Source organism: Methanoculleus sp., from assembly GCF_020696975.1.
Taxonomy (GTDB): domain Archaea; phylum Halobacteriota; class Methanomicrobia; order Methanomicrobiales; family Methanoculleaceae; genus Methanoculleus.
Window position 1 is genome coordinate 85139 of the sequence record NZ_JAJGBK010000020.1, and the last position, 21619, is coordinate 106757.

The following is a 21619-nucleotide window of genomic DNA, read 5'->3' on the forward strand; positions in this document are numbered from 1 at the left end:
GGTAAGCCGGACACGAGCCGGTTCATGTTTCCCGGCGAAGATTTGGCAGAACTTCTTTTCCAAGCGATGACTCCGGTGGACCGGGCAGTGTATTAATGGAAACCATGTTCGGAATCGAAGTGCGTTTCAGAACGTTTATTTTGCTCTCCGTCAGAATCATTCGTAGATTACCTGGCGCTGTTCTTCCGGCTGAGAAATAGTGCCGCATGATGATTCAGGGATAGCCAAATGGACGTTCTGTTAATCCTTATCGACTGGTTTCCATACCTTCTCTCAGGCATTGCCACAACTCTCGGTCTTGTTCTGAGTGCTCTGGGCCTCGGCCTCCTTCTCGGTCTGCCCATGGCGCTCGGCCAGGTGTACGGCTCCCGGCCGGTGCGCTGGGTCATTGGAATATACGTCTGGTTCTTCAGGGGTCTTCCCATCCTTGTTCTGCTCTTCCTCTTCTGGTTCGGCATATTTCCCATGCTCGGGCTCGGTGCTCTCCCGGCATTCGCGGTCGGGGCTGTGGTACTGGGCCTCCGCGGGGCGGCATACCAGTCCCAGATCTTCAGGGGAGCCGTCCAGTCGATCGGGGAAGGCCAGATGATAGCGGCGCGCTCCCTCGGGATGAGCAGGCTCACCGCCATCCGTTCTGTCATTCTCCCGCAGGCGATGCGGATCGCTCTTCCGGGGTGGTCGAACGAGTACCCCAACATCCTGACCGATTCAGCGGTCTGCTACGCGATTGGGGTCGCTGAACTGCTCACCATTACGTCGCGGATGGTCACGCAGACCCATATTACGATGCCGATCTACCTCGCTGCGGCGGGGATCTTCATCATCTTGAACTACGGGGGCCTCAAAGTCCTGCACGGGCTGGAGAAGAGGATAGCAATCCCGGGATTTGGATCCGGAGCAGTATAACATGAACAACGATATTGTGCTGAGAGTCGAGGACATACACAAGTCCTTCGGGGATAACGAGGTGTTGCGTGGGGTCTCGTTTGACGTCCGGAGAGGTGAGACGAAGGTCTTCATCGGCCCCTCGGGGACAGGGAAGAGCACGCTTCTCCGGTGCATCAACCAGTTGACGCCGCCTGACCGGGGAAGGGTCTGGCTTGACGGAGAGGAGGTCACCAACTCGGGAGCCCGGATCAACTACTTCCGACAGAAGATCGGGATGGTCTTTCAGAACTTCTTCCTCTTTGACCACCTCACCGCGTTAAAGAACGTCGAACTGGCGCTCTTGAAGGTCAGAGGCATGGGAAAAGCGGAGGCGCGCGAAAAAGCGCTCAACGAACTCCGGCAGGTGGGGATGGAAGACTGGGCCGACCATTACCCGGCCGAGCTCTCGGGCGGCCAGGCCCAGCGGGTATCCATCGCCCGGGCGCTCGCCATGGACCCGGACGTCATCCTCTTTGACGAACCGACGTCTGCGCTCGACCCCGAGCTGACCCGGGAGGTGTTGGAAGTCATGAAGAAACTGGCCGGGGAGGGGATGACCATGCTCGTCGTCACCCACGAGATGGGGTTTGCCTGCTCGGTTGCAAACGAAGTGCTCTTCATGGAGAATGGTGTGGTGGCCGAACAGGGGACGCCTGACCAACTCCTGCATGACCCGCAGTACACCCGGATGAAGGACTTCATCGGCCGGATCGACTCACGCCTGGGAGACTGAGGAGCGGTATGGATCTAGCGGCCTTTACGTTCGACATCCTCCTCCCGGCGCTGATGCAGGGGCTGATCATAACCCTGCAGTTGATTGCATGCTCCGCTCCGTTCGGCCTCGCGTTCGGAATCGCCATTGCGGTGGGAAGACAGTACGGCGGCGGTGCCATATCATGGCTCTGTAAGACGTTCGTCTTTCTCATCAAGGGCACGCCGCTACTCCTCCTCCTCTTCATTCTCTACTTCGGGTTCCCGGCGATCGGGATAACCTTCACGGCGTTCACGGCATCGGTGGTCGGGTTCATCCTCTGTAACGCGGCGTACAACGCTGAGTACATCCGGGGTGCGCTCATATCGATCAAGGATGGTCAGATGATCGCCGCCCAGGCGCTCGGGATGACCCGGTGGCAGGCGATCCGGCACGTGGTCCTGCCCCAGGCGCTCCGCCGCGCGATCCCGGGACTCTCGAACGAGTTCATCTACCTGATCAAGTACTCGTCGCTCGCCTACATGATCACGGTGATCGAGCTCTCCGGGGCGGGGAAACTGGTGGCAACGAAGTACTTCCTTTATACGGAGTCGTTTGCAGCCGTCGGCATCGTCTATCTCGTGCTGGTGACGATCACGACTGTCGCGGTCAATATCCTGGAGAAGCGTGTGGCCATCCCCGGAACGACCCGGGGCACCACCGCGGCTCAGTTGTAATTTTTAAAGAGGGACCGTTGGAGTTCCGGGATGGTCTCAAGCAGCCCCACTCTTTGGGCGCGATATCCGCTGGAGATCCGTGCCAGAGTTTATCCAACGAAATGGGGCATGGTATGCGAAAAGCGCAAATGCGGTTGCAAAAACCGTGAGAGATCGTCAAGCTTTGAGTTGTGCTCACTCCCACCCGCTCACCCGCACTACTTGTAACAGGTGCAAAAGCCCCCCCCTCATCCTATCGCCGGTGCGAATGCCGGTGATGGATATCGGGCTGGTGCGGGTGCTCGTGGAAGATCTCGGTATGGGCGTGCATGTGAGAGTGCTCGCCGCTCGCCGAGAACGGCGGGTCGCCGGCCGCGTGGGTGTGGTCGTGGTGAAGGTCGTCGTGGCGGTGCCTGTGCTCGTGGACGATTTTTGGGTGCCGGTGGGGGTGGGTATGCTCCTCGGAGATCAGCAGCCACGCCCCGAGTGCCATGATGGGTAACGCGACGTAGAACGCGCTCGTCGGGAGTTCGGCAAAGAGCAGGAGCGAGAAGAAGACGCCGAAGAACGGGGAGACGGCAAGGAGCGAGCCTGCCCGTGCGGCGCCGATACCCCGGAGGGCGAGGAGGAAGAGGATGCTTGTCAGGCCGCCGTAGCAGAGGAACCCGACGATCATAGCGGCAGCGGCCGTGACCGGTGCCGGGAGAGCCTCGCCGGCGGCGAGCGCGGCGAGGAACGTGACGGTGCCGGAGCCGATCCCCTTTACGGAGATGACGATAAGGGGGTCTTTCGCCGAGAGCCGCTGCCCGAGGTTGTTGTCGACGGCCCAGAAGAGGCAGGTGAGCAGGATGCCGAGCGCCGGGAGCGAGAGGCCGAGACCGGCTGCCGGGTCATAGGTGAGGATGATGCATGAGGCGGTGATACACCCGAGCGCGACCCAGACCCGACGGCTCACCCACTCGCCGACGACCGCTGCGGCGATCAGCGTCGTCGCTACGGCCTCGAAGTTCAGGAGGAGGGCCGCCGTCGCTGCCGCCGTCCCCGGGAGGCTGAAGATCAGGGTGACCGGCGCGAGGACCCCGCCAAAGAGGGTCACGCCGATGAGCCAGGGGATGTCATTCCTTCCTGGCGGCGCCTCCATGTTGCTCCGCCGGGTGCCTGACGCGGTCCCGAAGAGGGAGAAGAGCAGGGCGCCCGAACCGCTCCCGAGCGAGACCAGCGCGGCGAGCGCGAGCGGCCCGGCACCATCGATGAGGAGTTTGGTGAACGGGGCGCTCCCGCCGATGAGGATTGCCGTTAAGAGCGCACAGATGACGGGTGCCCGGTAGCGGGCAAGAGTGGCTCCGTGGTCTATGCCGGCGGGTTTACGGGGATACAGAAGAAGGGCCTCCGGATGAATTGAAAGTTTGAAAAATTGGGGGATAGATCGTCCCCGATCAGCTCAGGTTGTGCTTCACTTTGAGTTCTTCCCAGTACGGGTCGGCCTGCAGTTCCGCGATCCCCTCGTTCATGAGCGCAAGGAGTGCGGTATCCTCCTTCCGGATGGCGACACCGAACTGCTCCTGCTCCTGCGTCTCGACGGACCCGATGGTCTTCAGCGCCTTGCCCCTGATGATGTCCTGCAGGGAGACGTCATCGTACATGACTGCGTCGACCCTGCCGATCTCGAGGTCGCTGACGGCAGCCACTGTGTCGGGGTAGTATTTCAGGTTGTCTTTGGGCAACTTCCCGGTCTCGATCAGGTTCTCCTCGATCCAGATGGCGGCAGTGCATCCCCGCTGCGCTCCGATGACCACCTTTCCGGCAAGGACATCATCAAGCGTCACGTTTGAGTCCTCGCGGGCCGCGACGTCCTGGTTGATTGACCAGTAGGGGTTGGTGAAGTTGACCGCTTCCTGCCGCTCAGGGGTGATCGACATCCCGGCATAGACCATATCGATCTTCCCTGCCTGGAGGGTGGGGATGATGGCGTCCCAGTCTACTGCCTGGAATGTTACTTTGATACCCTTCTTCTCGGCAATCCACTTCATGGAGTCGACATCAAATCCCTGGGCGTTGCCGTCCTTATCGACGTAACTGTAAGGCGGGTATGCACCGTCGATCCCGACGATGTAGGAATCTTTCAATTCTGCTCCACCGGTCTGTTCGGTTGTGCCGGTGCACCCTGCACCTGCGACTGCCAGCACTGCAACCATACAGGCGAGCAACGTAAGAATGCCCTGCGTTCTCATGGAGAAGGAGTTAGTTAGGTATGTAAAATGAACCTTTTGATTTGGCTTTCGAGAACGGCCTGGTCCCGCAGAGAGCCATCATGAAGAGGCTCTCCTTTCATCGCTCTTTAGGTACTCCTTCCTGCTGTCTACGGACGATACCTTTTTATTCCATATTCTCCTTCAGGGGCCGCCTCCCGAGATGGGGCGCGGATTTGGTGGTGAGAAGGTATGAGAGGCATGAAAGAATCCGCCACAGGCGGAATGTCAAAGGCCGCCGGGGCCCTGCAGGGGCTTGACCCACGGCTCATCGAGCAGATCTCCTCCAGGATCAAGTTCCCTGCATCGAAGGATAGTCTTATCGCCCAGGCAAAGGACAGCGGAGCGTCTCAGGGCATCCTTGACATGCTGAACCAGTTCGAGGACAAGCAGTACAACAGTCCGGATGACATCAAGTCCGAGATCCAGAGGATTCAGGGAAAATAATCTTTTTTTTTAGCCCCGGGGACCCGGGTAACTCTTCCGCTACGAGTGCCACGCCGGAGACAGGGTGCCCGGGTCCGGGCAGAAGCCGTGGCAGCCGGTATCGGCATCATGAGCCTGGATATCTCCGGGGTCGTCCGCCAGTTATATCTGGTTCCTGGATGCATGGCGTTGCATGCTCATCGTCGGACATCGTGGCGCGAAGGGCGTCGAGCCGGAGAACACTCTCCGGGCACTGCAAAGCGGCATGGCGTGTGCCGACCTCGTCGAGGTCGACGTGCGCCTCACAAGGGACGGCATTCCTGTTATAATGCATGACGCAACGGTCGACCGGACGACCGACGGATCCGGACCGGTCAAAGGCTACACCCTTGATGAGTTAAAACGGCTGGATGCGGGTGAAGGCGAGACTGTTCCGACACTCCATGAGGTTCTCGATCTGACCCATGGTCAGACGGGGCTCGTCGTGGAGATCAAGGAACCCGGGACTGAAGCCATCATCGCCTCGGGGCTCATGGACCTCATGCCGGAACGGCTCATTCTAGTCTCGTTTCATCCTGAAAGCGTCGCGATGGCAAAGAAACTCTTCCCCGGGGTGCAGGCCGGCCTCATCTACTCACAGGAAACCAGCGATCCTGTTGGGCTCGCGAGTCCGGTGCAGGCGGACCTCATCCTCCCGCGGTGGGACCGGGTCTCGCGTGAGGTGGTGGAACGGGCGCATGATGCCGGGCTGCTCGTCATCCCCTGGGTCCTGAATGAAGAGGGCGCCATTCAGGAAGCAGCCCGGCTTGGTGTTGACGGTTTCGCGAGCGACGACCCCTGCGTTGCACGGCAGTGCCTGGAGGGGAGGAACGCGGAGTCTCGTGTCCCGGCAGGGTGACGGACCGGTCAGATGAGCGTTCCCGGCAGGTGCTTGAGGAGCCACGCCTTCACCTCGACGTAGAGGCTTTCCGCCACCTCGTCAAGGGTGTGGCCCGCTCCTTCGTAGATGACCAGCCGCCGGGGCTCCTGAGCGCGCCGGTAGACATCCTCTGAAGAGTGGTGAGAGACGACCGTGTCGGCATCCCCGTGAACCAGTAGGATTGCCGCACGGCCGGCGAGATTTTTGACCGGTTCGGTTCCGGCGACCTGGGAGGAGATGGCGACGACGGCCCTGACTGCCGGATCGCTTGCTGCTGCCTGGATCACCACTGCTCCCCCGAGCGAGTGCCCGATCAGTCCGATGGCCGTCATACCCTGGCTCTCGAGGTAGCGTATGCCGAGGATCGTATCGACGGTCGATTCCACGAGATTGGTCGGGTGCCGGTAGCGTACCCGGAGCGTGCTGATCCGGTCGTTTCGGAGGTCCTGCGCCAGCCGCGGGTAGAGTCTCCGGGCGGGGGTATCAAACCCACCGCCGACGCCGCCCACCATGACGACGCCGCTTCTGGCACCCTTTGCCTCGCAGTAACGGCAGGTGGTCGTTCCGCGGTCGGTCTCAATCTCTACGAGATCATAAGCCTTGCCGGCCTCCGGCACTCTTCTCACGTTCGTGGGGTGTACCTCGATCCTCGTTGCGTCCACTTCAATCGCAGCCGTCCCAAGCATAGTGGGGCAATAGATACTGTCCCTATTTGTCCCTTGCGGCGTGGAGCCCGGGAGCGATCGGAACGGTGGGAGCCCTATGCGATCCATGAGAGTGGCAGCCCTGCGCACCGTGGATGGCGTGATGTCGCCAATCGGTGCAGAAAGTACATTACTATTGGTTACCAATTATAAACAGTAATGAATAAAACCAGCCACAAATTCTTCCAGCAGGTTGGCGAATCTCGACCGGTATCCGGTGCACATGTGCCCGCTGCACCTCTCGATACCGGGGAGTCCGATGCCGACCTCCTCGACGCCTACTCCCGGGCTGTCATCCAGGTCGTTCGTTCTGTGGGACCCGCGGTCGTGAGCGTGGTTGTGGGGAAGAATCCCCGGGGCCGGCACGGCGAGCAGACGGGAGCAGGTTCAGGCGTGGTCGTGGCGCCGGAAGGCTACATCATGACCAACAACCATGTGGTGCAGGGGGCAGGGAGGATTGAGGTCCGTACGTCGGATGGGACCACTATTCTGGCACGCCTCGCCGGGGCCGACCCCGCGACCGATCTCGCCGTGCTCCGTGTGGATACCGGCGGGCTGCCGTACGCATCGTTTGGGGACTCCGGGTCTCTCTCGGTAGGCCAGCTCGCTATAGCCATCGGCAACCCGCTTGGTTTTGACTCAACCGTCTCGACGGGAGTTCTGAGCGCTCTCGGGCGGGCGTTCCGGAGCCGGGACGGCCGCCTGATCGAGAACATCATCCAGCACACCGCTCCCCTGAACCCCGGCAACTCCGGCGGTCCGCTGGTTGACTCGCGCGGCCGGGTCATCGGCATCAACACAGCCATCATTCCGATGGCCCAGAGTCTCTGCTTCTCGATCCCCTCAAACACCGCTGCCTGGGTCCTTCCGCAGCTGGTCGCCGACGGCAGGGTGCGGCGCGGGTACCTCGGCATCGCCGGTCAGTCCCGGCCGCTTGAGCGTTCGCTCATCACGGTGCTCGGGCTTACCGCAAACCAGGCGGTTGAGGTCGTCTCGGTGAGCAGGGCAAGCCCCGCCGGTCGGGCAGGGCTCCGCCCGGGAGACCTCATCATAGCGATCAACGAGACCGACGTCGCGTGCGTGGACGACCTGCACCGGTTCCTCACCACCTGGCCGATTGCGGAGCCGGCGACCCTGACGCTTATTCGCGGAGGACGGCGGATCACGCTCCCGATCGTCCCGGCGGAAGCTGTCGCGTGCCCTGCAACCGGATGAGACGAGGGGCGGTTATGGGATCCACGTGATCCGGGGTTCCCGCCGCTCTGCTTTCGGCAGCAGGGGGGCGGGATAACCGAAGATCAGTGGTGCCACTATCTGGTGGTCGTCGGGGATCTTCAGTGCCGCGCGGAAGTCGGGGTTCTGCTCGATGAGGGCCGCAGAACCGATCCAGCAACTCCCGATGCCGAGCGCCCAGGCGGCAAGCATCATGTTCTCCGCGCAGAGGGTGCAGTCCAGAACACTCGATACGGTCTCCCGTGCGCCGAGGACCAGGACCAGCACCGGGGCGTTGTAGAAGATGCTGTACTCCGGATCTTTGAGCGCCGCAAGGAACTCTTCGGTCCCCGGGCGGGCCTCCTCGCCGATCTTCTCTGCCAGGATCGGCTTACAGTAGTCGGAGACCCGCCGCATCAGGTCTCTGTCCCTCACGACCACGAACTGCCAGGGCTGAAGTCCAAGAGCAGTCGGCGCCTGGATGCCCGCAGCGATGATCGCCCGGATGGCCTCATCAGAGACTTCCCGGTCGATGTAGTTCCTGACACTCCGGCGTTCCCGGATCACGGAGAGGATCTCGACTGGTTCCATATCCCTCATCATGGACTCCCGTATGACCCGCTGGCAATATTTATGTCTTGAGGGGGGCCGTACGGATCTCTCCCTCACCGAAGGATGGAGAACGCGGTGCACTCCCCTGAATACTCCTCCGGGATGACCTGCACATCCTCGACCCGGGCCGTTGTCGGACCACGGCGGCAGAACTCTATCATCCGTTGCACCTGCTCCTCGTCACCCTCAAAGACCGCTTCCACGCGGCCGTCGGGGAGGTTCCTGACCCAGCCGGTGATATCTGCCGCCCGGGCTTTGTCCTCTACGGCCCACCGAAACCCGACACCCTGTACCTCCCCGCTGATGAACAGATGCGTTCTCACTGCCATATACCAGAGATCGCCGCGGCAGAACTTATCCGTACTCAATCCCCCTTCCGGACACCGCATCGGGGGATGATCCTCCAGGAGACCGGGAATCTCACCGAAAGGCCCCCGGATATTGGAAAACCTGACTGCATGGCCGGAAGTCGGATGGAACTGTTTTTATCCCCGCGGACTCAAAATCACTAAAGTGACTACATTCCAGCGCGGGAGGGATATGACAGACTCACATCAAGACCGGGAGCTCTGTGATCGTGGAGTGCTCGATGCTCTCGACGACGGGCTTCTCGTGGCAAACAGCGATCGTAAGATTCTCTGGTACAATCCGGCTCTCGCGCGGATCCTTGCCATCCAGCAGGAAGATATCACCGGGATGGATCTGTGCACTCTCTTCAGCAGGTACCTTGTACCGATCCTCGACGACGATGCCTCCGCGCTGCTGCTTCGACAGGCCCTGGAGAACGGGGCGAGCCTGCCTGCCCATCCCTGCCGTGTCCGGGCACCTGACGGCACCCGGCACTGGATCTCGATATCGGATATGCCGTCCCCGGCTTCCACCGGAGGTCGGCTCATCCAGATCCGGGACGTCACCGGAGACCTGGATGCGCACCACTTCAGGGCCGCGCTCGATCAGTCGCCGGTGGTTGTCTTTGCGCAGGATGAGGACCTTCGCTACATCTGGTCGTATAACCAGCAGCTGGGGCCCCCGGATGCGTCCATCATCGGCATGCGGGATGATGAGGTCTTTCCTGATGATACCGGGCTCCTTACCTCGCTTAAGCGCCGGGTCCTCGATACAGGAGAGACCGTGCGGGCGGCGGTGCCCATCACCGTCACAGGCGATCCCCGCGTCAGGGATCTGACGTTAAAGCCACTCCGGGATGCCGGAGGCCGGATCGTCGGTGTTACCGGGACAGCCCTCGATGTGACCGAACGAAATCGGGTAGAGAATGCGCTCCGGGAGAAGACGTGTGAGTTGAAGAAACGGATGGATGAACTCCGGTGCCTGTACACCATCACGCATCTTGTGGAAACGCCGGGGATGACACTCGACGGGCTCCTGCAGGCGGTTGCCGGCACCCTTCCCTCGGGCTGGCTGTACCCGGAGAATACCGCAGTCCGGATCCGGGTCGACGACCGCGAGTACCGGTGGGGTGACCCTGGAGAGACCCCCTGGAAGCAGAGTAGCCCGATCATTGTCTGTGGGGAGCAGCTTGGCGAGGTTGAGGTCAGTTACCTCGCAGAGGCACCGGAGGCGGGGGAAGAGCCGTTTCTGCCGGAAGAGCAGATGTTGCTTGACGCTGTCGCGGAGCGGCTCGGCCGGATCATCGAACGGCTGCGGGCCGAAGCGGCGCTCCAGAAGAGCGAGGAGAAGTTCCGGGGGATCGCCCAGCGGAGTTTTGACCTCATCGTCACATCGTACCTGGTCGGTGGGTTGAACTATGTCTCGCCGGCGACGGGACGGATACTCGGATACTCTCCTGAGGAGATGGTCGGGACAGCCTGGGAGGAGTATATCCTCCCTTCAAGCCTTCCGGCATGGGAGGAAGGACGGTGGAAGGTACTCCGGGGCGAGCAGGTCGAAGGGCTCAAGATTGAAGGCAGGCGAAAGGACGAGGAGACCGTCATACTGGAACTGAACGTCTCTCCGATCATTGAGATGAGAAAGATCGTGGGGTTTCAGGCCGTCGGGAGAGATATATCCGAGCGGATCCTGTATGAGCGGCTCCGGGAGCAGGCCTTTGATATGACCGAGCGAAACATCGCGCAGTTTGCCGTTCTTGCCGACCACGTCCGCCACCCGCTCCAGGTGATCATGGGGGTTGCGGACCTGCTCGACGACGAGGAAGCCGCAGAGAAACTCCGGGAGCAGGTCCGGAGGATCAACGCCCGGATCAGTTATCTCGACCGGGAGTGGATTGAATCGCGGAAGATCCGTGAGTTCCTGAAAAGGTACGAACTCTGAGAGGCAAGAGACCCGCGCTACCGCCGCTGGCGCTTCTCGCGGGGGCTACGGACTGCCGGCATGGCCTCACGGATGGCAGCAAGCGTCTCCGGGAGCAGAGTGCCTTTCTTCCCGATGACGTCCGCTCTCCGGATGGTGGAAGCGTGGGCGGTCAGGGCGTAACTCTCGGTGAAGAGGTCGAGCCCGCCCCGGGCAAAGTCGTCGAGCGAGATCGGGATCGAGGGAGCGTCGGACGACGGATTGCTTGACACCGGACAGATGAGCAGGTCCCCGTTCTCTGCAGAAATGATCACCACCGGGCGCACTTTCCGTTCGCCGAGACCTCCTATGCGCACGGGGGCCAAGACGACGTCTCCACTGATATACTGCCCCATGTGCATACAGGTTGGTTGCAGAACCGATAAGTGGATTGATCCGGGTTGTAGCGTGCGGCTCGAGGTTAGCGTTCTCCTCCTTTATTCGGGCTGTGAACTGAACCGTTACCTTCAATAATGATCCCACGCGTCGGCTTAAGGAGAGCCTGGTTGTATCCAATGGAAACCAACAAAGCCTCGTTTGGGTTTGAGGCAACGTCTACAAAATAGTAAATGGGGGGATTCAGGCCCCCTCCGTTGCACCATTACGATGCCTGTTTGTTTGCGTTTCTGTTCTGTTTCTGGTGCTCTTCACGGAACTCCTTCTGGTTCTTCACCTTCTCTTTTGCATTCCCGGCATGTCCGTTATGGTTGCCGAACTCTCCCTTCTGCCCGTTGCCCGGATTGATCGCGGATATGGCACCATTGCCGATCACGGTCAGGTTACCGTCGCTGGCGGCGGGGTCGAGATCTGCTCGCCGGTATTTGAGGATGAGCGTGCCGCCGTCCTTCATGCAGAAGTTGATCCTCTCGGGCGTTGCGTTTCCGATCCTGAACTCCGAGGGGTCAGGTGTTGTCATGTTTGTGCGGTCGGTCCGGGCGAATCCGAGCCATTCCGCAAGGTTGACAAAGACGGTCGAGACGCCGTTGCCCTTCTCATTCAGGGTCTTTGGGACGACCTTCATCTCTGCAGGCTGGCGATTCACGGTCACGTTCAGGGTGTCGTAGGCGGCAGCACCCGTGAGATTGTCTGCAACCTTCACGGTGACGGCGTAGGTTCCGGCGGTAACGTAGGTGTGGGTGGCCTGTATGGTGCCATTGTGGCCGTCGTCCGGCACGATCTCCGCCTCAGTCGTTCCTGTGCTCCAGTTGATGGAGGCGGAGATGTTCATCGCATCGAAAGAATCCGTCCCGTTGAATGTAGCGAGGATGGTGATCGGCTCCCCGGCGAGTATGGTGCGGTCGCTCCCTGCATCGACCGTGAGAGCGGCCTGCACGGCAGGGATCGCCACAGCGAGGGCGATTAAGAGGGAGAAGACCCGGATCGTAGTATTACGCTTCATGAGTGATCGAGCTCCGGTAGATACTGGCCATTCTCTCTATTTGACCGCATTGAGCTTCCCGGTTCAACCGATCGCCCGGGCACTGATCCCGGCAATCACGATGCCTGCGCTCGTCAGCACTGCCCCGGCGGCCGGGGTGAGGATGATACCGATACCGGAGAGCGTGCCGCGGCAAGTGAGATGGCAACGGCGCTGGAGCCGGCTCGGGACGATAAACCGGCGCCGCAGGTCCTCGAGGCGTGGTGCTGCTGCGATGTTCCTGAAAACGGAACTCGAACTCTGGCTGCCCTGGGGCCGATGGCTCTCCGGCGGCTTCTGCCGGATCGCCTCCGCACGTTGCGCCCCGGGCTGCCGTCTGGTTCCCCCGTACCTGTGGTTCCCTATCCGCCCCTCCCCGTCAAACTTCTCACTGCGCCCCGGGGGCCATCCTCATCGGTCTCGCCCCGCGCGAAGCGCTCCCGGAGCACGCCCGTCACCGTATGGTGGCCGTTGTCCCGGTACAGGTGCATGCATCTGTCCATGGTGGGGGATGCAGATTTCCGGAATGAGGCTATACCGGCTACAGCGGCATAGGAGAATCTCAGGCACCTTCCCACAGTTCAGGACGGCCGGAAGTATACTGTTGCAGGAAGCGTCCGCCACCGGAGAGACACGAATGCCCTCCAGAGGAAATGAACAGGTTTATAAATTCAGGGGAATAGCATACTGCTTGTAGTCAGGCAAACCTGCCCCCAGAAGTGGCATATCGGGCAAATTCCTCTAAATGCTGCTTTGATCTGTTCGAGCACGATGGGAACATTTTATCTACATATGGTATAAAAATCCCCTAATAGTAATGGAAGGTGGCCCTGTCCGATGCACGAATACACACCCGAACATGGCGGTATCACGGCGCTCTCCGGCATACTTGATGCGCTTGACGAAGGACTGCTCGTTATCGGTCCAGATAATCGGGTGGCCTGCATCAACAGGTATCTCCAGGGTCTACTTGGCATCGATCGGGATGCGCTCAGCGGCACCGATGCGGATAGGCTCATCCGCCGGATCCTGGTCCCCCTGATCTCCGACGAATCCTCTCGGGCGGAGGTTCTGGCGTCTCTCTCCAGCCACTCCCCGACCGATGATATGCCATGCACAATACACTCGCCTGCCGGGGACAAGCGGGTTTGTTGCTCGTGCAGGATCGTCGATGAAGGGCCTCTCCGGGGTATGCGGGTCATCCGCCTGTCTCCCGAGCCCTCCGGCCACCGGGGAGATACAGTCTCCGGCACCTCAGGGCAGAGGCAGATAGACGAGATTGTGCAGCAGAACGAGAACTGGTATCGGTTCCTCGTTGAGAACCTCAATGAAGGCATCGGGCTGATCGACAGGGAGGGTATCGCGGTCTTTGCCAACCAGAGGATAGCCGATATCCTTGGCTACCCGGTCGCCGAGATGATCGGGATGCCTGTCTCTGCGGTCGTTGATGACGAGGGGGCCCGGTGCATGGCAGAGTACCTGCGGAACCTGGATACATCCCCGCATGAGGTTTTTGAGATCGATCTCATCCGCAAGGACGGTGGCCGTATCCACACGCTGATGGCGACCACCCCGGTCCTTGACGCCGGAGGCGCCCCTCTGGGGTTCCTTGCCGGGGTCCAGGACATCACCCCTCTGAAACGGATGGAGATGCAGCTCCGGGAGAGCGAGGAGAAGTACCGATCGCTCGTCGAACTCTCCGCCGAAGCGACCCTGATCCATCGCGATAGAAAGATCGTATTCGTCAACCCCGCCGGGCTGAGGCTGCTCGGTGCTTCGCGCCCGGAGGAGGTTCTCGGGAAAGCTATCCTTGATATCGTCCACCCGGAGGCCCGGGACACCATCCGGTCCTTCAGTGCGCGGGACCTGCAAGGGGAGGAGACGCCTCTTGCCGAACTGGAGGTTGTCAGGCTTGACGGGAAGACGGTCCCCATCGAGGGGAGGGGTACACGGACGTTCTTTGAGGGGCGGCCTGCGGTTCAGGTCGTTATGCGGGATATCACCCATCGAAAGCAGGCGGAGGAACGGCTGCAGGCGAGCAACCGGCACCTTCTGCTGTTAAACAAGATCATCGGTGCATCAGCATCAGCCCGAACACCCGGCGAACTCCTGGAGACGGCGCTTGACCAGACACTTGACCTCCTCGGCTACGATAGCGGCGCCATCTACCGTCTCGATCCTGGACTGAGTGAGGCAACCCTTGAGTGCCGGCGAGACATGCCGGACGCGTGCCAAAACTCGGTTGAGGCCATTCTGGGAGTCTCGTTCGCCGAGACCCTCACCACCGGTTTGCCCTGCTACCTTGAACAGGACAGAGCCCCGGATCCTTCGGGATCTCGCCTCCTGCGGGAACTCGGGTTTGCGGCACTTGCCTGCATCCCGCTCGTTGTCGAGTCCGCTGTCGTCGGGGCGCTCCTTGTCGGGAGCAGGGCCCGGGGCTCCTTCTCTGCCGAGGAGCGTGCGCTCCTTGAGGCGGTCTGCCGGGAGATCGGGGGCGGCATCCTGCGGGGGATGCTCTACCAGAGACTTGAGGCGGCAAACCGGGAGGCGAACCTCTACCTCGACATCCTCACCCACGATATCCGGAACGCTGACAATGTGGCGAACATCTACGCCGACCTCCTCATCGAAGAACTCGACGGGGAACCGGCCCGGCACGCCCGGAAACTGAAAGACGGGATCAAGAAGAGCATCGAGATCACCGCAAATGTCGCCACTATCCGCAAGATCCACGAGACCCGTGCCGGACTTGCGCCCCTTGACCTCCACGACGTAATCCGGGACGAGATTGCTCACTATCCCGATCTCAGCATCCGGTACAACGGGCTGCCGCTGAAGGTCCTCGCCGACGATCTCCTGTCGGAGGTCTTCACAAACCTCTTCGGCAATGCCGCAAAGCATGGTGGGCAGGGCATCGAGGTCGCTGTGGATATCGAAGACCTGGACCGGAGCACCATCCTTGTCACCGTTGCCGACAACGGTCCTGGTATCCCCGACAATGCGAAAGAGGCGATATTCTTCCGTTTCGAGCGGGAGGGCGGCAGGCAGGGAAGCCAGGGTCTCGGCCTCTCGATCTGCCGGATGCTCACTGTGCGTTACGGAGGGAGGATCTGGGTCGAGGACCGTGTCCCGGGCCGCCCGGAGATGGGTGCGGCGTTCCGGTTCACGCTCCGGAAGGCCGACCAGGATAGGGGAGCGTAATCCGTCCGGGGAGTCTTTCCTGCCCCCGGGTCTCCGGCTGGCCAAAACGATAGGATTTAATTCCCCTGTCATGGAAAATATAGCCATGCACAAGATTGTTTTGCCTCTCTTTGTCTGTATCCTCCTCTCCGCCGGCTGCCTCACCGCAAGCGAGTCCCCGGCAGAGACGGAGATCGCGCTGATCACCCCGGTCGACGAGATCTCTCTATTCGATGGCCAGGCGACCTACGCCGGGCTCATCGGGAATGAGACCCCGCAGATCCGGACGAACTACAGCGCGGGCTGCGTCGTCATCCCGCCCGGAAACGCGACGCCCCCGCACCGACTGCTCGGAAGTACCGAGCTCGTCCACGTGATCGCCGGCGTGGCGGAGATCCGCTGCGACAACGAGACGGTGACCGCCCGCGAAGGGGAGACCGTCCTCCTCCCGGAAGGAGTGCTGCAGTCGATAGCCTCGGTCGGAGATGTTGATCTCTGCTACCTCACCGTCACCCAGCCCCCCTTCTCAGCGGATATCGAGATCGCAGGGGACAACCTTGACGCACTTGATATCACGACGGACGGTACACCGATCGTCGTAGCCGATCCCCACGAAGGGATCGAGTGGGACCTCGAGTCCGGCGTGGCGGTCTTCACTCTCATAAATCCGGTACTGATGAACGAGACGGAGATCCCGATCGACTACAGCGTTGCCTACGTGGAACTCCTCCCGGGCGGCTATCTCGGCTATGACGGAATCCGCGGCTCATCGGATCTCCTCTACGTGATCGAGGGGGAGATTGAGGTCGCCACACCCGGCGGAAGTACAATCCGGGTCCCTGCCGGGAGTGCTGCGTATGTTCTCCCCGGCCAGGTGAAAGAGACCCGAAACACCGCGAACTCGACGACAACGATCCTCTCGTTCATCGATCCGGCATGGACACCGGAGAAGACCGGCCTCTTTGAGTGAGGTGCTTCTCCTTTTTCTGCCGGCCGGCGCCTCAACTGCCGGTGTCCGGCCGGCCTATCCTGAGGGCGTTCGCGATCACCGCGAGCGAGAGTCCCATGTCCCCGAACGCCACCGCCATCCAGAGGGTGACGAGACCGACGACGGCGAGTCCGGCGATGCCGAGTTTCACAACGAGTGCTGCCGCGACGTTCTGCCGGATGACCGAGACCGTCTTCTCCGAGAGGGCCACGAGGTAGGCGACCCGGGATACGTTGTCCTCCATCACGACGATATCGGCCGCCTCGATCGCGACATCCGACCCGATGGCCCCCATCGCGACCCCGACGTTCGCCCTGGCAAGCGCCGGCGCGTCGTTTACGCCGTCGCCGACCATCACGACGAGCCCGTAGCGGTCCATCAGTCGCTCGACCATCGTCACCTTCTCCTCGGGGAGGAGCCCGGCATGACACTCGTCGATCCCGATGCGGCGGGCCACCGCTTCCCCGACGCGCTCGTTGTCCCCGGTGAGCATCACCGTACGAATCCCCCGTGACCGAAGGTTGGTCACGGCCGTTTGGGCGTCCTCCTTAATGACGTCCGCGAGAGTGATGAGCCCGATGGCCGTCGTATCGGTACCGGCGAGGACGACCGTCTTTCCCTCGCGCTCCAGGCGGTCATACGCTGCCCGCCATCCGCTGTCCCCGACGTCTGCAAAGAGAGTCTCGTTCCCAAGGAGATAGGTCTCGCCGCCGATCACTCCCTGAACGCCCCTGCCGGTGATCGAGATAAACTCTTCCACATCCCGGAGGGCGGCGCCCTCCTCCTCCGCCCGACGCCGAACCGCCTCTGCGATAGGGTGGCCGGAACGGGACTCAAGCGACGTGGCGATCGCGAGCACCTCCGCCGCCGGGACTCCGAAGCCGACCACATCGTCCACCTCAAGCCTCCCGGTTGTGAGCGTCCCGGTCTTGTCAAAGACGACCACCTTTGCAAGCCCCACGGCCTCGAGAGCGTCCCGGCCCTTGATAAGCACCCCGTTATGCGCCGCAGTCGTGATCCCCGAGACCATCGAGACCGGGGTGGATATGGCAAGCGCACAGGGGCAGGAGATGACAAGGAGGATCAGCGCCCGGTAGAACGCCTCAAGGAACGGGACGCCGAAGGCGAGCGGCGGGACCACGATGAGGAGGGCGGCGAGGAGGATGACCGCCGGGGTGTAGTAGCGGGAGAATCGTTCAATGAACGCTTCGGTTGCGGAGGTGTGGGCCTGGGCCTCCGCGACCAGCGCCACGACCCGGGCTATCGTGCTCTCCTCCTCGGGCTTCGTCACCCTGACCTCGAGGTAGCCTTCCACGTTCCGGGTCCCGGCATAGACCCCGTCGCCGACACCCTTTGCCACGGGGACGCTCTCGCCGGTGATCGCGGCCTGGCCGACGGAGGATGCGCCGGCGATGACGACGCCGTCGAGCGGGACGGTGTCGCCCGGTCTCGTGACCACCGTCTCGCCGACGCCGACCTCGCTGACGGGGACGGTCGTCTCCCCGCCGTCCCGCCGGACCCGGGCCGTCTGCGGCGCGATCTCAAGAAGCGAGGCTATCGAGCGCTCCGCCCTCCCGGCAGCGTACTCCTCCAGGAACTCGGCGATGGCGTAGAGGTAGAGGACGGTCGCGCCTTCTGCGGGGTTGCCGGTCAGGAACGCCCCCGCCGCCGCAATGGATATCAGCACGGCGATGCTGAACTGGAGCCGTATGAGAGCGAGAAATCCGGCTCTCAGGACCTCGTAGCCGGATATGACCGCGGCGGCGAGGAGCAGAACCGTGCCCGCAAGGGGGTATGGGGTGAGATACTCGACGAGTATCCCGGCGAGGAGGAGGATGCCTGATATTGCGAAGACCGCAACCTCCCGCCGGCCGACGATCGGTCCGTGAACCTCACAGACGCCGGCCCGGCAGCGGGGGCAGGATGGGCATGCCTCATCAGCGGCCACGGCTCGCCTCCGGATACTTCCCCGCCGTCCGGGCATGGGTCGTAAGCATACTGCAGGAGGTATTTGCCATGCTCGGGATAAATATGGCGCTCCGACCATCCGCGCGCAGCCCCGGGGCGAGACTGCCCTTTCTTCAAATGGTAACCATTATAGTGAGATCCCTCAAATTATGGTGCGATTGCACCGGGTGGTTGCCCGGACCACCGGTGCACGGTTGTACCCGGGTGCGAGACCCCTTCCGGAGGTGGCGCCCCAAACGACAGGCGGGGCCAGACGCTGCCTCCCCTGCACCAACCATTCAGGACCGAAGCATGAGAGCACCCGACGTTGCCCGAGCACGGCAGAACGACCCTGACGCGTCTGTGTGTCCTGCCGGAGAGCGGAGAGCCTGTAGCGTCTGGATCTGCGGGCCGGGGGGCGAGCCCCTCTCCCTCCCGGAGCCCTGTCCTCTCCTCGCCGGGGTGATGCTCGAAGTCTGCCGGGGCTCCGGGTGGGTGGAGGCTCTCCACCCCGAGGACGCTGACGCAGTGCTTGCCGGATGGAGAGAGAGCCTTGCGGCCGGCACGCCGTGGAGGTGCACCTACCGCATCAGAGGCGAGGATGGGGAGTATCTCACCGTCGCAAGCAGGGGCGTTCCCGTCAGGGATGCGGCTGACAGGGTCCTCTTCTGGGTAGGGATCAGTCTTGATGCCACCGTCCGTGATGAGCCGCATCGCGAGGACCCTGCAATGCTCTCTGCCGTGAGCATTATGGAGCGATCAGGGGTACCGATCGACGAGATTCTCAGGGTCATCGCGGCCGTCCTTGCCGGCTGGCTCGACCTTGAGGAGGCTGGCATCCGGATCGCGTTCGAAGGCCGGGAGTACCGGTCGCCCGGTTACGTCGAGACCTCCCGGCGACAGGAGAGCCCGCTCCTGGTCCACGGCCGGACTGCCGGGAGGGTAGAGATCTGCTACCGGGAGGGTGAAGGATCATTCCTCGCCGACGGGCGTCCTCTGGCCGATGCAGTCGCCATCAGGCTCGGCCGGGTCATCGAGCAGGTGCAGCCGACTTCCGGCAGGGCCGATGAGGGTTACCGTCGCCTCTACGAACAGATGCTCGAGAGTTATACTCTCTACGAAGTGATCCGGGACGGCGCCGGGAACCCCGTTGATTACCGCATCCTTGAGTTGAACGAGAAGGCGGCCGATCTCTTTGGCCGCAGTCGGGAGGAACTGGTCGGCCGAAGGCTCTTCGACGTCTTTCCGGCGATTCGCGAGGGGGCACGCCTCCTCTACGGTGAGGTCGCCGATCAGGGTGTTCCTGTGCAACGGCGGCTGCAGGAGCCGAGGAGCGGGCGGTGGTACGACCTCTACATCTTCCGCCTGGAGGTCGGGAGGCTCGCTGTCGTCGGGCAGGAGATCACCGAGCAGAAGAGGGCGGAACGCGCCCTCCGGGAGAGCGAGGAGCGATTCCGGAAGATCGCCCAGCGGAGTTTCGATATGATCTTCATCTGCGACGCAGATCGGGGGATCACCTATATCTCCCCGGCTGTGGCAAGGATCCTCGGCTACACCCCGGAAGAGATGACCGGCCGCCGTTGCAGGGATTACCTCCTTGAGCGGGCTCTCCCCGGATGGCAGGAGGTGCGACGCCGGATCGCGCAAGGGGAGTCCGTTGAGGGGGTCCTGGTTGAGTTCTGCCGCAAGGACGGGACGGTTGCCGTCATCGAGATGAACTGTTCGCCCGTCGTCGAGGATGAAACAGTGATCGGCGTCCAGGTCGTCGGGCGTGATGTCTCGGATCGGAAACGCCACGAGGCCCTGCGGCTGCAGGCATTCGAGCAGATAGAGCAGAATATCGAGCAGTTTGCCGTCCTCGCGGACCACATCCGCCTGCCCCTGCAGGTGATCCTCGGCATGGCCGACCTGATCGAGGACGGACCGGCCTCGGAGAGGATCCGGGAGCAGGTGAAGCGTATCAACGGGATTGTGAAGCAGCTCGATGAGGGCTGGGTTGAATCACGCGAGATCCGGGAGTTCCTGCGGAGGAACGAGTTGGTCTGACTGAAGAGCGCTTTCAGCCTTTAGCAGGATATTCTCGCCCATAACCCCTTTAGGCTCTTTGTTTGCGGCGAGCGGCGATCAACGCCGGTATCTCTTCTGAGGTAATTTAAATAGTTGTTGTATCTAGCACTGTGAATAAAATTCGAGAAAGGTTCGTCGACGTCAGCGGCCGCGGCAGGCGCCCCGGTCTGGATGACGTTCTCTTGTAAGCGCCGAAAGAGTAAATAACGCACATGGGCAGTACCGATACGATCAGGAAGACCGGAGCCACCAGGAAGGGGGCACGGTTCGAGATCCGGGTGCCGAATGGGAGGTATCGGTTCGGGAACTGTTGATGGTGCCGGCCAACATATATATAATATGAATTGCACGCTTGCACTATGGTTAGCGAGGGTGCAACTCTTCGTAAATTACAGATTCTCGAATTGAAGATATTACTGGAGTTTAAGCGTATTTGTGAAAGACACAATCTCCAATACTTCTTGATCGGGGGTACACTTCTTGGCGCTGTTCGCCACCGGGGATTTGTTCCTTGGGACGATGATATTGATGTCGGGATGATGAGATCCGAGTATATCAAGTTCCTTAACGTCTGCAAAGACGAGTTGTCGCAGGAATATACCCTTCAAACATTCGAGACTGACAGGACATATGCTCACCCCTTTGCTAAAATTCGCCTGGTTGGTACCGAGTATCCTGAACCGAAGTACAAGGCCGTATCTGATCAGAGAGGCATCTGGATGGATATATTTCCATTTGATTCCACTCCAAGCAACCGTCTTCTAAGAGATATTCACCGGTTCAGGCTTATGACAATCATTCATATGTGCGAGATTAAGTACAATTATACGGTAGAACCTTCTACGCTGCTAAGAAGAGTGCTCTATTTGGGTTTGCGATGGTTTTCAAGACCATTCAGCAGAACCTGGCTTGAGAATCGAAGAGAGTACCTGTTTCAGAAGTACAACAGAGAAAATCCGGGCTCGTATATCTACAGTACGCTCTGTTGTTTCCCATCGGAAGCATTCGAACAATTTGTGGAGCTAGAGTTTGAGGGTATCAAATTTCCAGTCCCGGCAGGCTACACTGACTGTCTTACGTGCGCCTTTGGGGACTATATGAGTATACCTCCCAAAAACAAACGTATCAGACACACGCCGCATGCGCCGAATTTTGGAAAATATGCTGACATCTGTTCTGTTGACGAGATACGGGACTAAATATAATTTAGCGAGATTGATTATAACGTATGCACGCTTGATTGAACCTATGGAATCC

General features: G+C 61.0%; 19 protein-coding genes. 11 read left to right on the forward strand and 8 right to left on the reverse strand.

Going from position 1 to position 21619, the window contains the following annotated elements:
• Positions 1-228 precede the first annotated feature (228 nt).
• From QZ650_RS05505 to QZ650_RS05515, 3 genes are read left to right on the forward strand one after another with little or no spacing between them, the layout of a single operon-like run.
• Entirely contained in the window at positions 229-906 is a 678-nt protein-coding gene (locus tag QZ650_RS05505; protein WP_292520633.1) for an amino acid ABC transporter permease, read from the forward strand.
• Between the two features lies 1 nt (position 907).
• A complete protein-coding gene (locus QZ650_RS05510) occupies positions 908-1660 on the forward strand; it encodes an amino acid ABC transporter ATP-binding protein (protein WP_292520631.1) in 753 nt (250 codons plus the stop codon).
• Positions 1661-1668: 8 nt separating this feature from the next.
• Entirely contained in the window at positions 1669-2355 is a 687-nt protein-coding gene (locus tag QZ650_RS05515; protein WP_292520629.1) for an amino acid ABC transporter permease, read from the forward strand.
• Positions 2356-2587: 232 nt separating this feature from the next.
• On the opposite strand, the gene QZ650_RS05520 is transcribed toward QZ650_RS05515, so the two are convergent.
• Together QZ650_RS05520 and QZ650_RS05525 are read right to left on the reverse strand one after the other, a co-directional pair.
• Complete coding sequence (locus QZ650_RS05520; RefSeq protein WP_366932178.1) at positions 2588-3712, reverse strand: DMT family transporter; 1125 nt, start codon at positions 3710-3712, stop codon at positions 2588-2590.
• 58 nt (positions 3713-3770) lie between these two features.
• Positions 3771-4565 carry an ABC transporter substrate-binding protein gene (locus QZ650_RS05525; RefSeq protein WP_292520627.1) on the reverse strand — a complete coding sequence of 265 codons (795 nt, stop codon included), beginning with the start codon at positions 4563-4565 and terminating at the stop codon, positions 3771-3773.
• Between the two features lie 210 nt (positions 4566-4775).
• Between QZ650_RS05525 and QZ650_RS05530 the strand changes: the two genes are divergently transcribed.
• Positions 4776-5030 (forward strand): DUF2795 domain-containing protein, encoded by a 255-nt coding sequence (locus QZ650_RS05530; protein WP_292520625.1) that lies wholly within the window; start codon positions 4776-4778, stop codon positions 5028-5030.
• 172 nt (positions 5031-5202) lie between these two features.
• Positions 5203-5907, forward strand: a complete 705-nt coding sequence (locus tag QZ650_RS05535; protein ID WP_292520623.1) for a glycerophosphodiester phosphodiesterase family protein — start codon at positions 5203-5205, stop codon at positions 5905-5907.
• Positions 5908-5915: 8 nt separating this feature from the next.
• Here QZ650_RS05535 and QZ650_RS05540 read toward each other — a convergent pair whose 3' ends face one another.
• Positions 5916-6614 carry a dienelactone hydrolase family protein gene (locus QZ650_RS05540; protein WP_292520621.1) on the reverse strand — a complete coding sequence of 233 codons (699 nt, stop codon included), beginning with the start codon at positions 6612-6614 and terminating at the stop codon, positions 5916-5918.
• Between the two features lie 243 nt (positions 6615-6857).
• On the opposite strand from QZ650_RS05540, the gene QZ650_RS05545 reads away from it, so the two are divergent.
• Positions 6858-7847: a trypsin-like peptidase domain-containing protein gene (locus QZ650_RS05545; RefSeq protein WP_292520619.1), complete on the forward strand. Its 990-nt coding sequence runs from the start codon at positions 6858-6860 to the stop codon at positions 7845-7847.
• Positions 7848-7859: 12 nt separating this feature from the next.
• Here the strand turns inward: QZ650_RS05545 and QZ650_RS05550 are convergent, their stop codons facing one another.
• Positions 7860-8447, reverse strand: coding sequence for a nitroreductase family protein (locus QZ650_RS05550; RefSeq protein WP_292522475.1), 588 nt, complete (start codon positions 8445-8447; stop codon positions 7860-7862).
• Positions 8448-8509: 62 nt separating this feature from the next.
• Entirely contained in the window at positions 8510-8785 is a 276-nt protein-coding gene (locus QZ650_RS05555; protein ID WP_292520615.1) for an acylphosphatase, read from the reverse strand.
• A 211-nt stretch (positions 8786-8996) separates the two neighbouring features.
• Between QZ650_RS05555 and QZ650_RS05560 the strand changes: the two genes are divergently transcribed.
• Positions 8997-10745 (forward strand): PAS domain-containing protein, encoded by a 1749-nt coding sequence (locus QZ650_RS05560; RefSeq protein WP_292520613.1) that lies wholly within the window; start codon positions 8997-8999, stop codon positions 10743-10745.
• 17 nt (positions 10746-10762) lie between these two features.
• On the opposite strand, the gene QZ650_RS05565 is transcribed toward QZ650_RS05560, so the two are convergent.
• Positions 10763-11119: a type II toxin-antitoxin system PemK/MazF family toxin gene (locus QZ650_RS05565; RefSeq protein WP_292520612.1), complete on the reverse strand. Its 357-nt coding sequence runs from the start codon at positions 11117-11119 to the stop codon at positions 10763-10765.
• A 245-nt stretch (positions 11120-11364) separates the two neighbouring features.
• Complete coding sequence (locus QZ650_RS05570; protein WP_292520611.1) at positions 11365-12162, reverse strand: hypothetical protein; 798 nt, start codon at positions 12160-12162, stop codon at positions 11365-11367.
• Positions 12163-13017: 855 nt separating this feature from the next.
• Between QZ650_RS05570 and QZ650_RS05575 the strand changes: the two genes are divergently transcribed.
• A complete protein-coding gene (locus QZ650_RS05575; protein WP_292520610.1) occupies positions 13018-15381 on the forward strand; it encodes a PAS domain S-box protein in 2364 nt (787 codons plus the stop codon).
• 85 nt (positions 15382-15466) lie between these two features.
• Positions 15467-16330, forward strand: a complete 864-nt coding sequence (locus QZ650_RS05580) for a cupin domain-containing protein (RefSeq protein ID WP_292520608.1) — start codon at positions 15467-15469, stop codon at positions 16328-16330.
• Between the two features lie 31 nt (positions 16331-16361).
• On the opposite strand, the gene QZ650_RS05585 is transcribed toward QZ650_RS05580, so the two are convergent.
• Entirely contained in the window at positions 16362-18296 is a 1935-nt protein-coding gene (locus QZ650_RS05585) for a cation-translocating P-type ATPase (protein ID WP_292520606.1), read from the reverse strand.
• A gap of 311 nt (positions 18297-18607) precedes the next feature.
• On the opposite strand from QZ650_RS05585, the gene QZ650_RS05590 reads away from it, so the two are divergent.
• Entirely contained in the window at positions 18608-20341 is a 1734-nt protein-coding gene (locus QZ650_RS05590; RefSeq protein WP_292520604.1) for a PAS domain S-box protein, read from the forward strand.
• A 380-nt stretch (positions 20342-20721) separates the two neighbouring features.
• A complete protein-coding gene (locus QZ650_RS05595) occupies positions 20722-21561 on the forward strand; it encodes a LicD family protein (protein ID WP_292520602.1) in 840 nt (279 codons plus the stop codon).
• Positions 21562-21619: the final 58 nt, after the last annotated feature.

What these genes read in the sequence shown, in the direction of transcription:
- QZ650_RS05505 (WP_292520633.1), top strand. Translation starts at nt 229, where the DNA reads ATGGACGTTCTGTTAATCCTTATCGACTGGTTTCCATACCTTCTCTCA.
- QZ650_RS05510 (WP_292520631.1), top strand. Translation starts at nt 908, where the DNA reads ATGAACAACGATATTGTGCTGAGAGTCGAGGACATACACAAGTCCTTC.
- QZ650_RS05515 (WP_292520629.1), top strand. Translation starts at nt 1,669, where the DNA reads ATGGATCTAGCGGCCTTTACGTTCGACATCCTCCTCCCGGCGCTGATG.
- QZ650_RS05525 (WP_292520627.1), bottom strand. Translation starts at nt 4,565, where the DNA reads ATGAGAACGCAGGGCATTCTTACGTTGCTCGCCTGTATGGTTGCAGTG.
- QZ650_RS05530 (WP_292520625.1), top strand. Translation starts at nt 4,776, where the DNA reads ATGAGAGGCATGAAAGAATCCGCCACAGGCGGAATGTCAAAGGCCGCC.
- QZ650_RS05535 (WP_292520623.1), top strand. Translation starts at nt 5,203, where the DNA reads ATGCTCATCGTCGGACATCGTGGCGCGAAGGGCGTCGAGCCGGAGAAC.
- QZ650_RS05540 (WP_292520621.1), bottom strand. Translation starts at nt 6,614, where the DNA reads ATGCTTGGGACGGCTGCGATTGAAGTGGACGCAACGAGGATCGAGGTA.
- QZ650_RS05550 (WP_292522475.1), bottom strand. Translation starts at nt 8,447, where the DNA reads ATGATGAGGGATATGGAACCAGTCGAGATCCTCTCCGTGATCCGGGAA.
- QZ650_RS05555 (WP_292520615.1), bottom strand. Translation starts at nt 8,785, where the DNA reads ATGGCAGTGAGAACGCATCTGTTCATCAGCGGGGAGGTACAGGGTGTC.
- QZ650_RS05560 (WP_292520613.1), top strand. Translation starts at nt 8,997, where the DNA reads ATGACAGACTCACATCAAGACCGGGAGCTCTGTGATCGTGGAGTGCTC.
- QZ650_RS05565 (WP_292520612.1), bottom strand. Translation starts at nt 11,119, where the DNA reads ATGGGGCAGTATATCAGTGGAGACGTCGTCTTGGCCCCCGTGCGCATA.
- QZ650_RS05570 (WP_292520611.1), bottom strand. Translation starts at nt 12,162, where the DNA reads ATGAAGCGTAATACTACGATCCGGGTCTTCTCCCTCTTAATCGCCCTC.
- QZ650_RS05575 (WP_292520610.1), top strand. Translation starts at nt 13,018, where the DNA reads ATGCACGAATACACACCCGAACATGGCGGTATCACGGCGCTCTCCGGC.
- QZ650_RS05580 (WP_292520608.1), top strand. Translation starts at nt 15,467, where the DNA reads ATGCACAAGATTGTTTTGCCTCTCTTTGTCTGTATCCTCCTCTCCGCC.
- QZ650_RS05590 (WP_292520604.1), top strand. Translation starts at nt 18,608, where the DNA reads ATGAGAGCACCCGACGTTGCCCGAGCACGGCAGAACGACCCTGACGCG.
- QZ650_RS05595 (WP_292520602.1), top strand. Translation starts at nt 20,722, where the DNA reads ATGGTTAGCGAGGGTGCAACTCTTCGTAAATTACAGATTCTCGAATTG.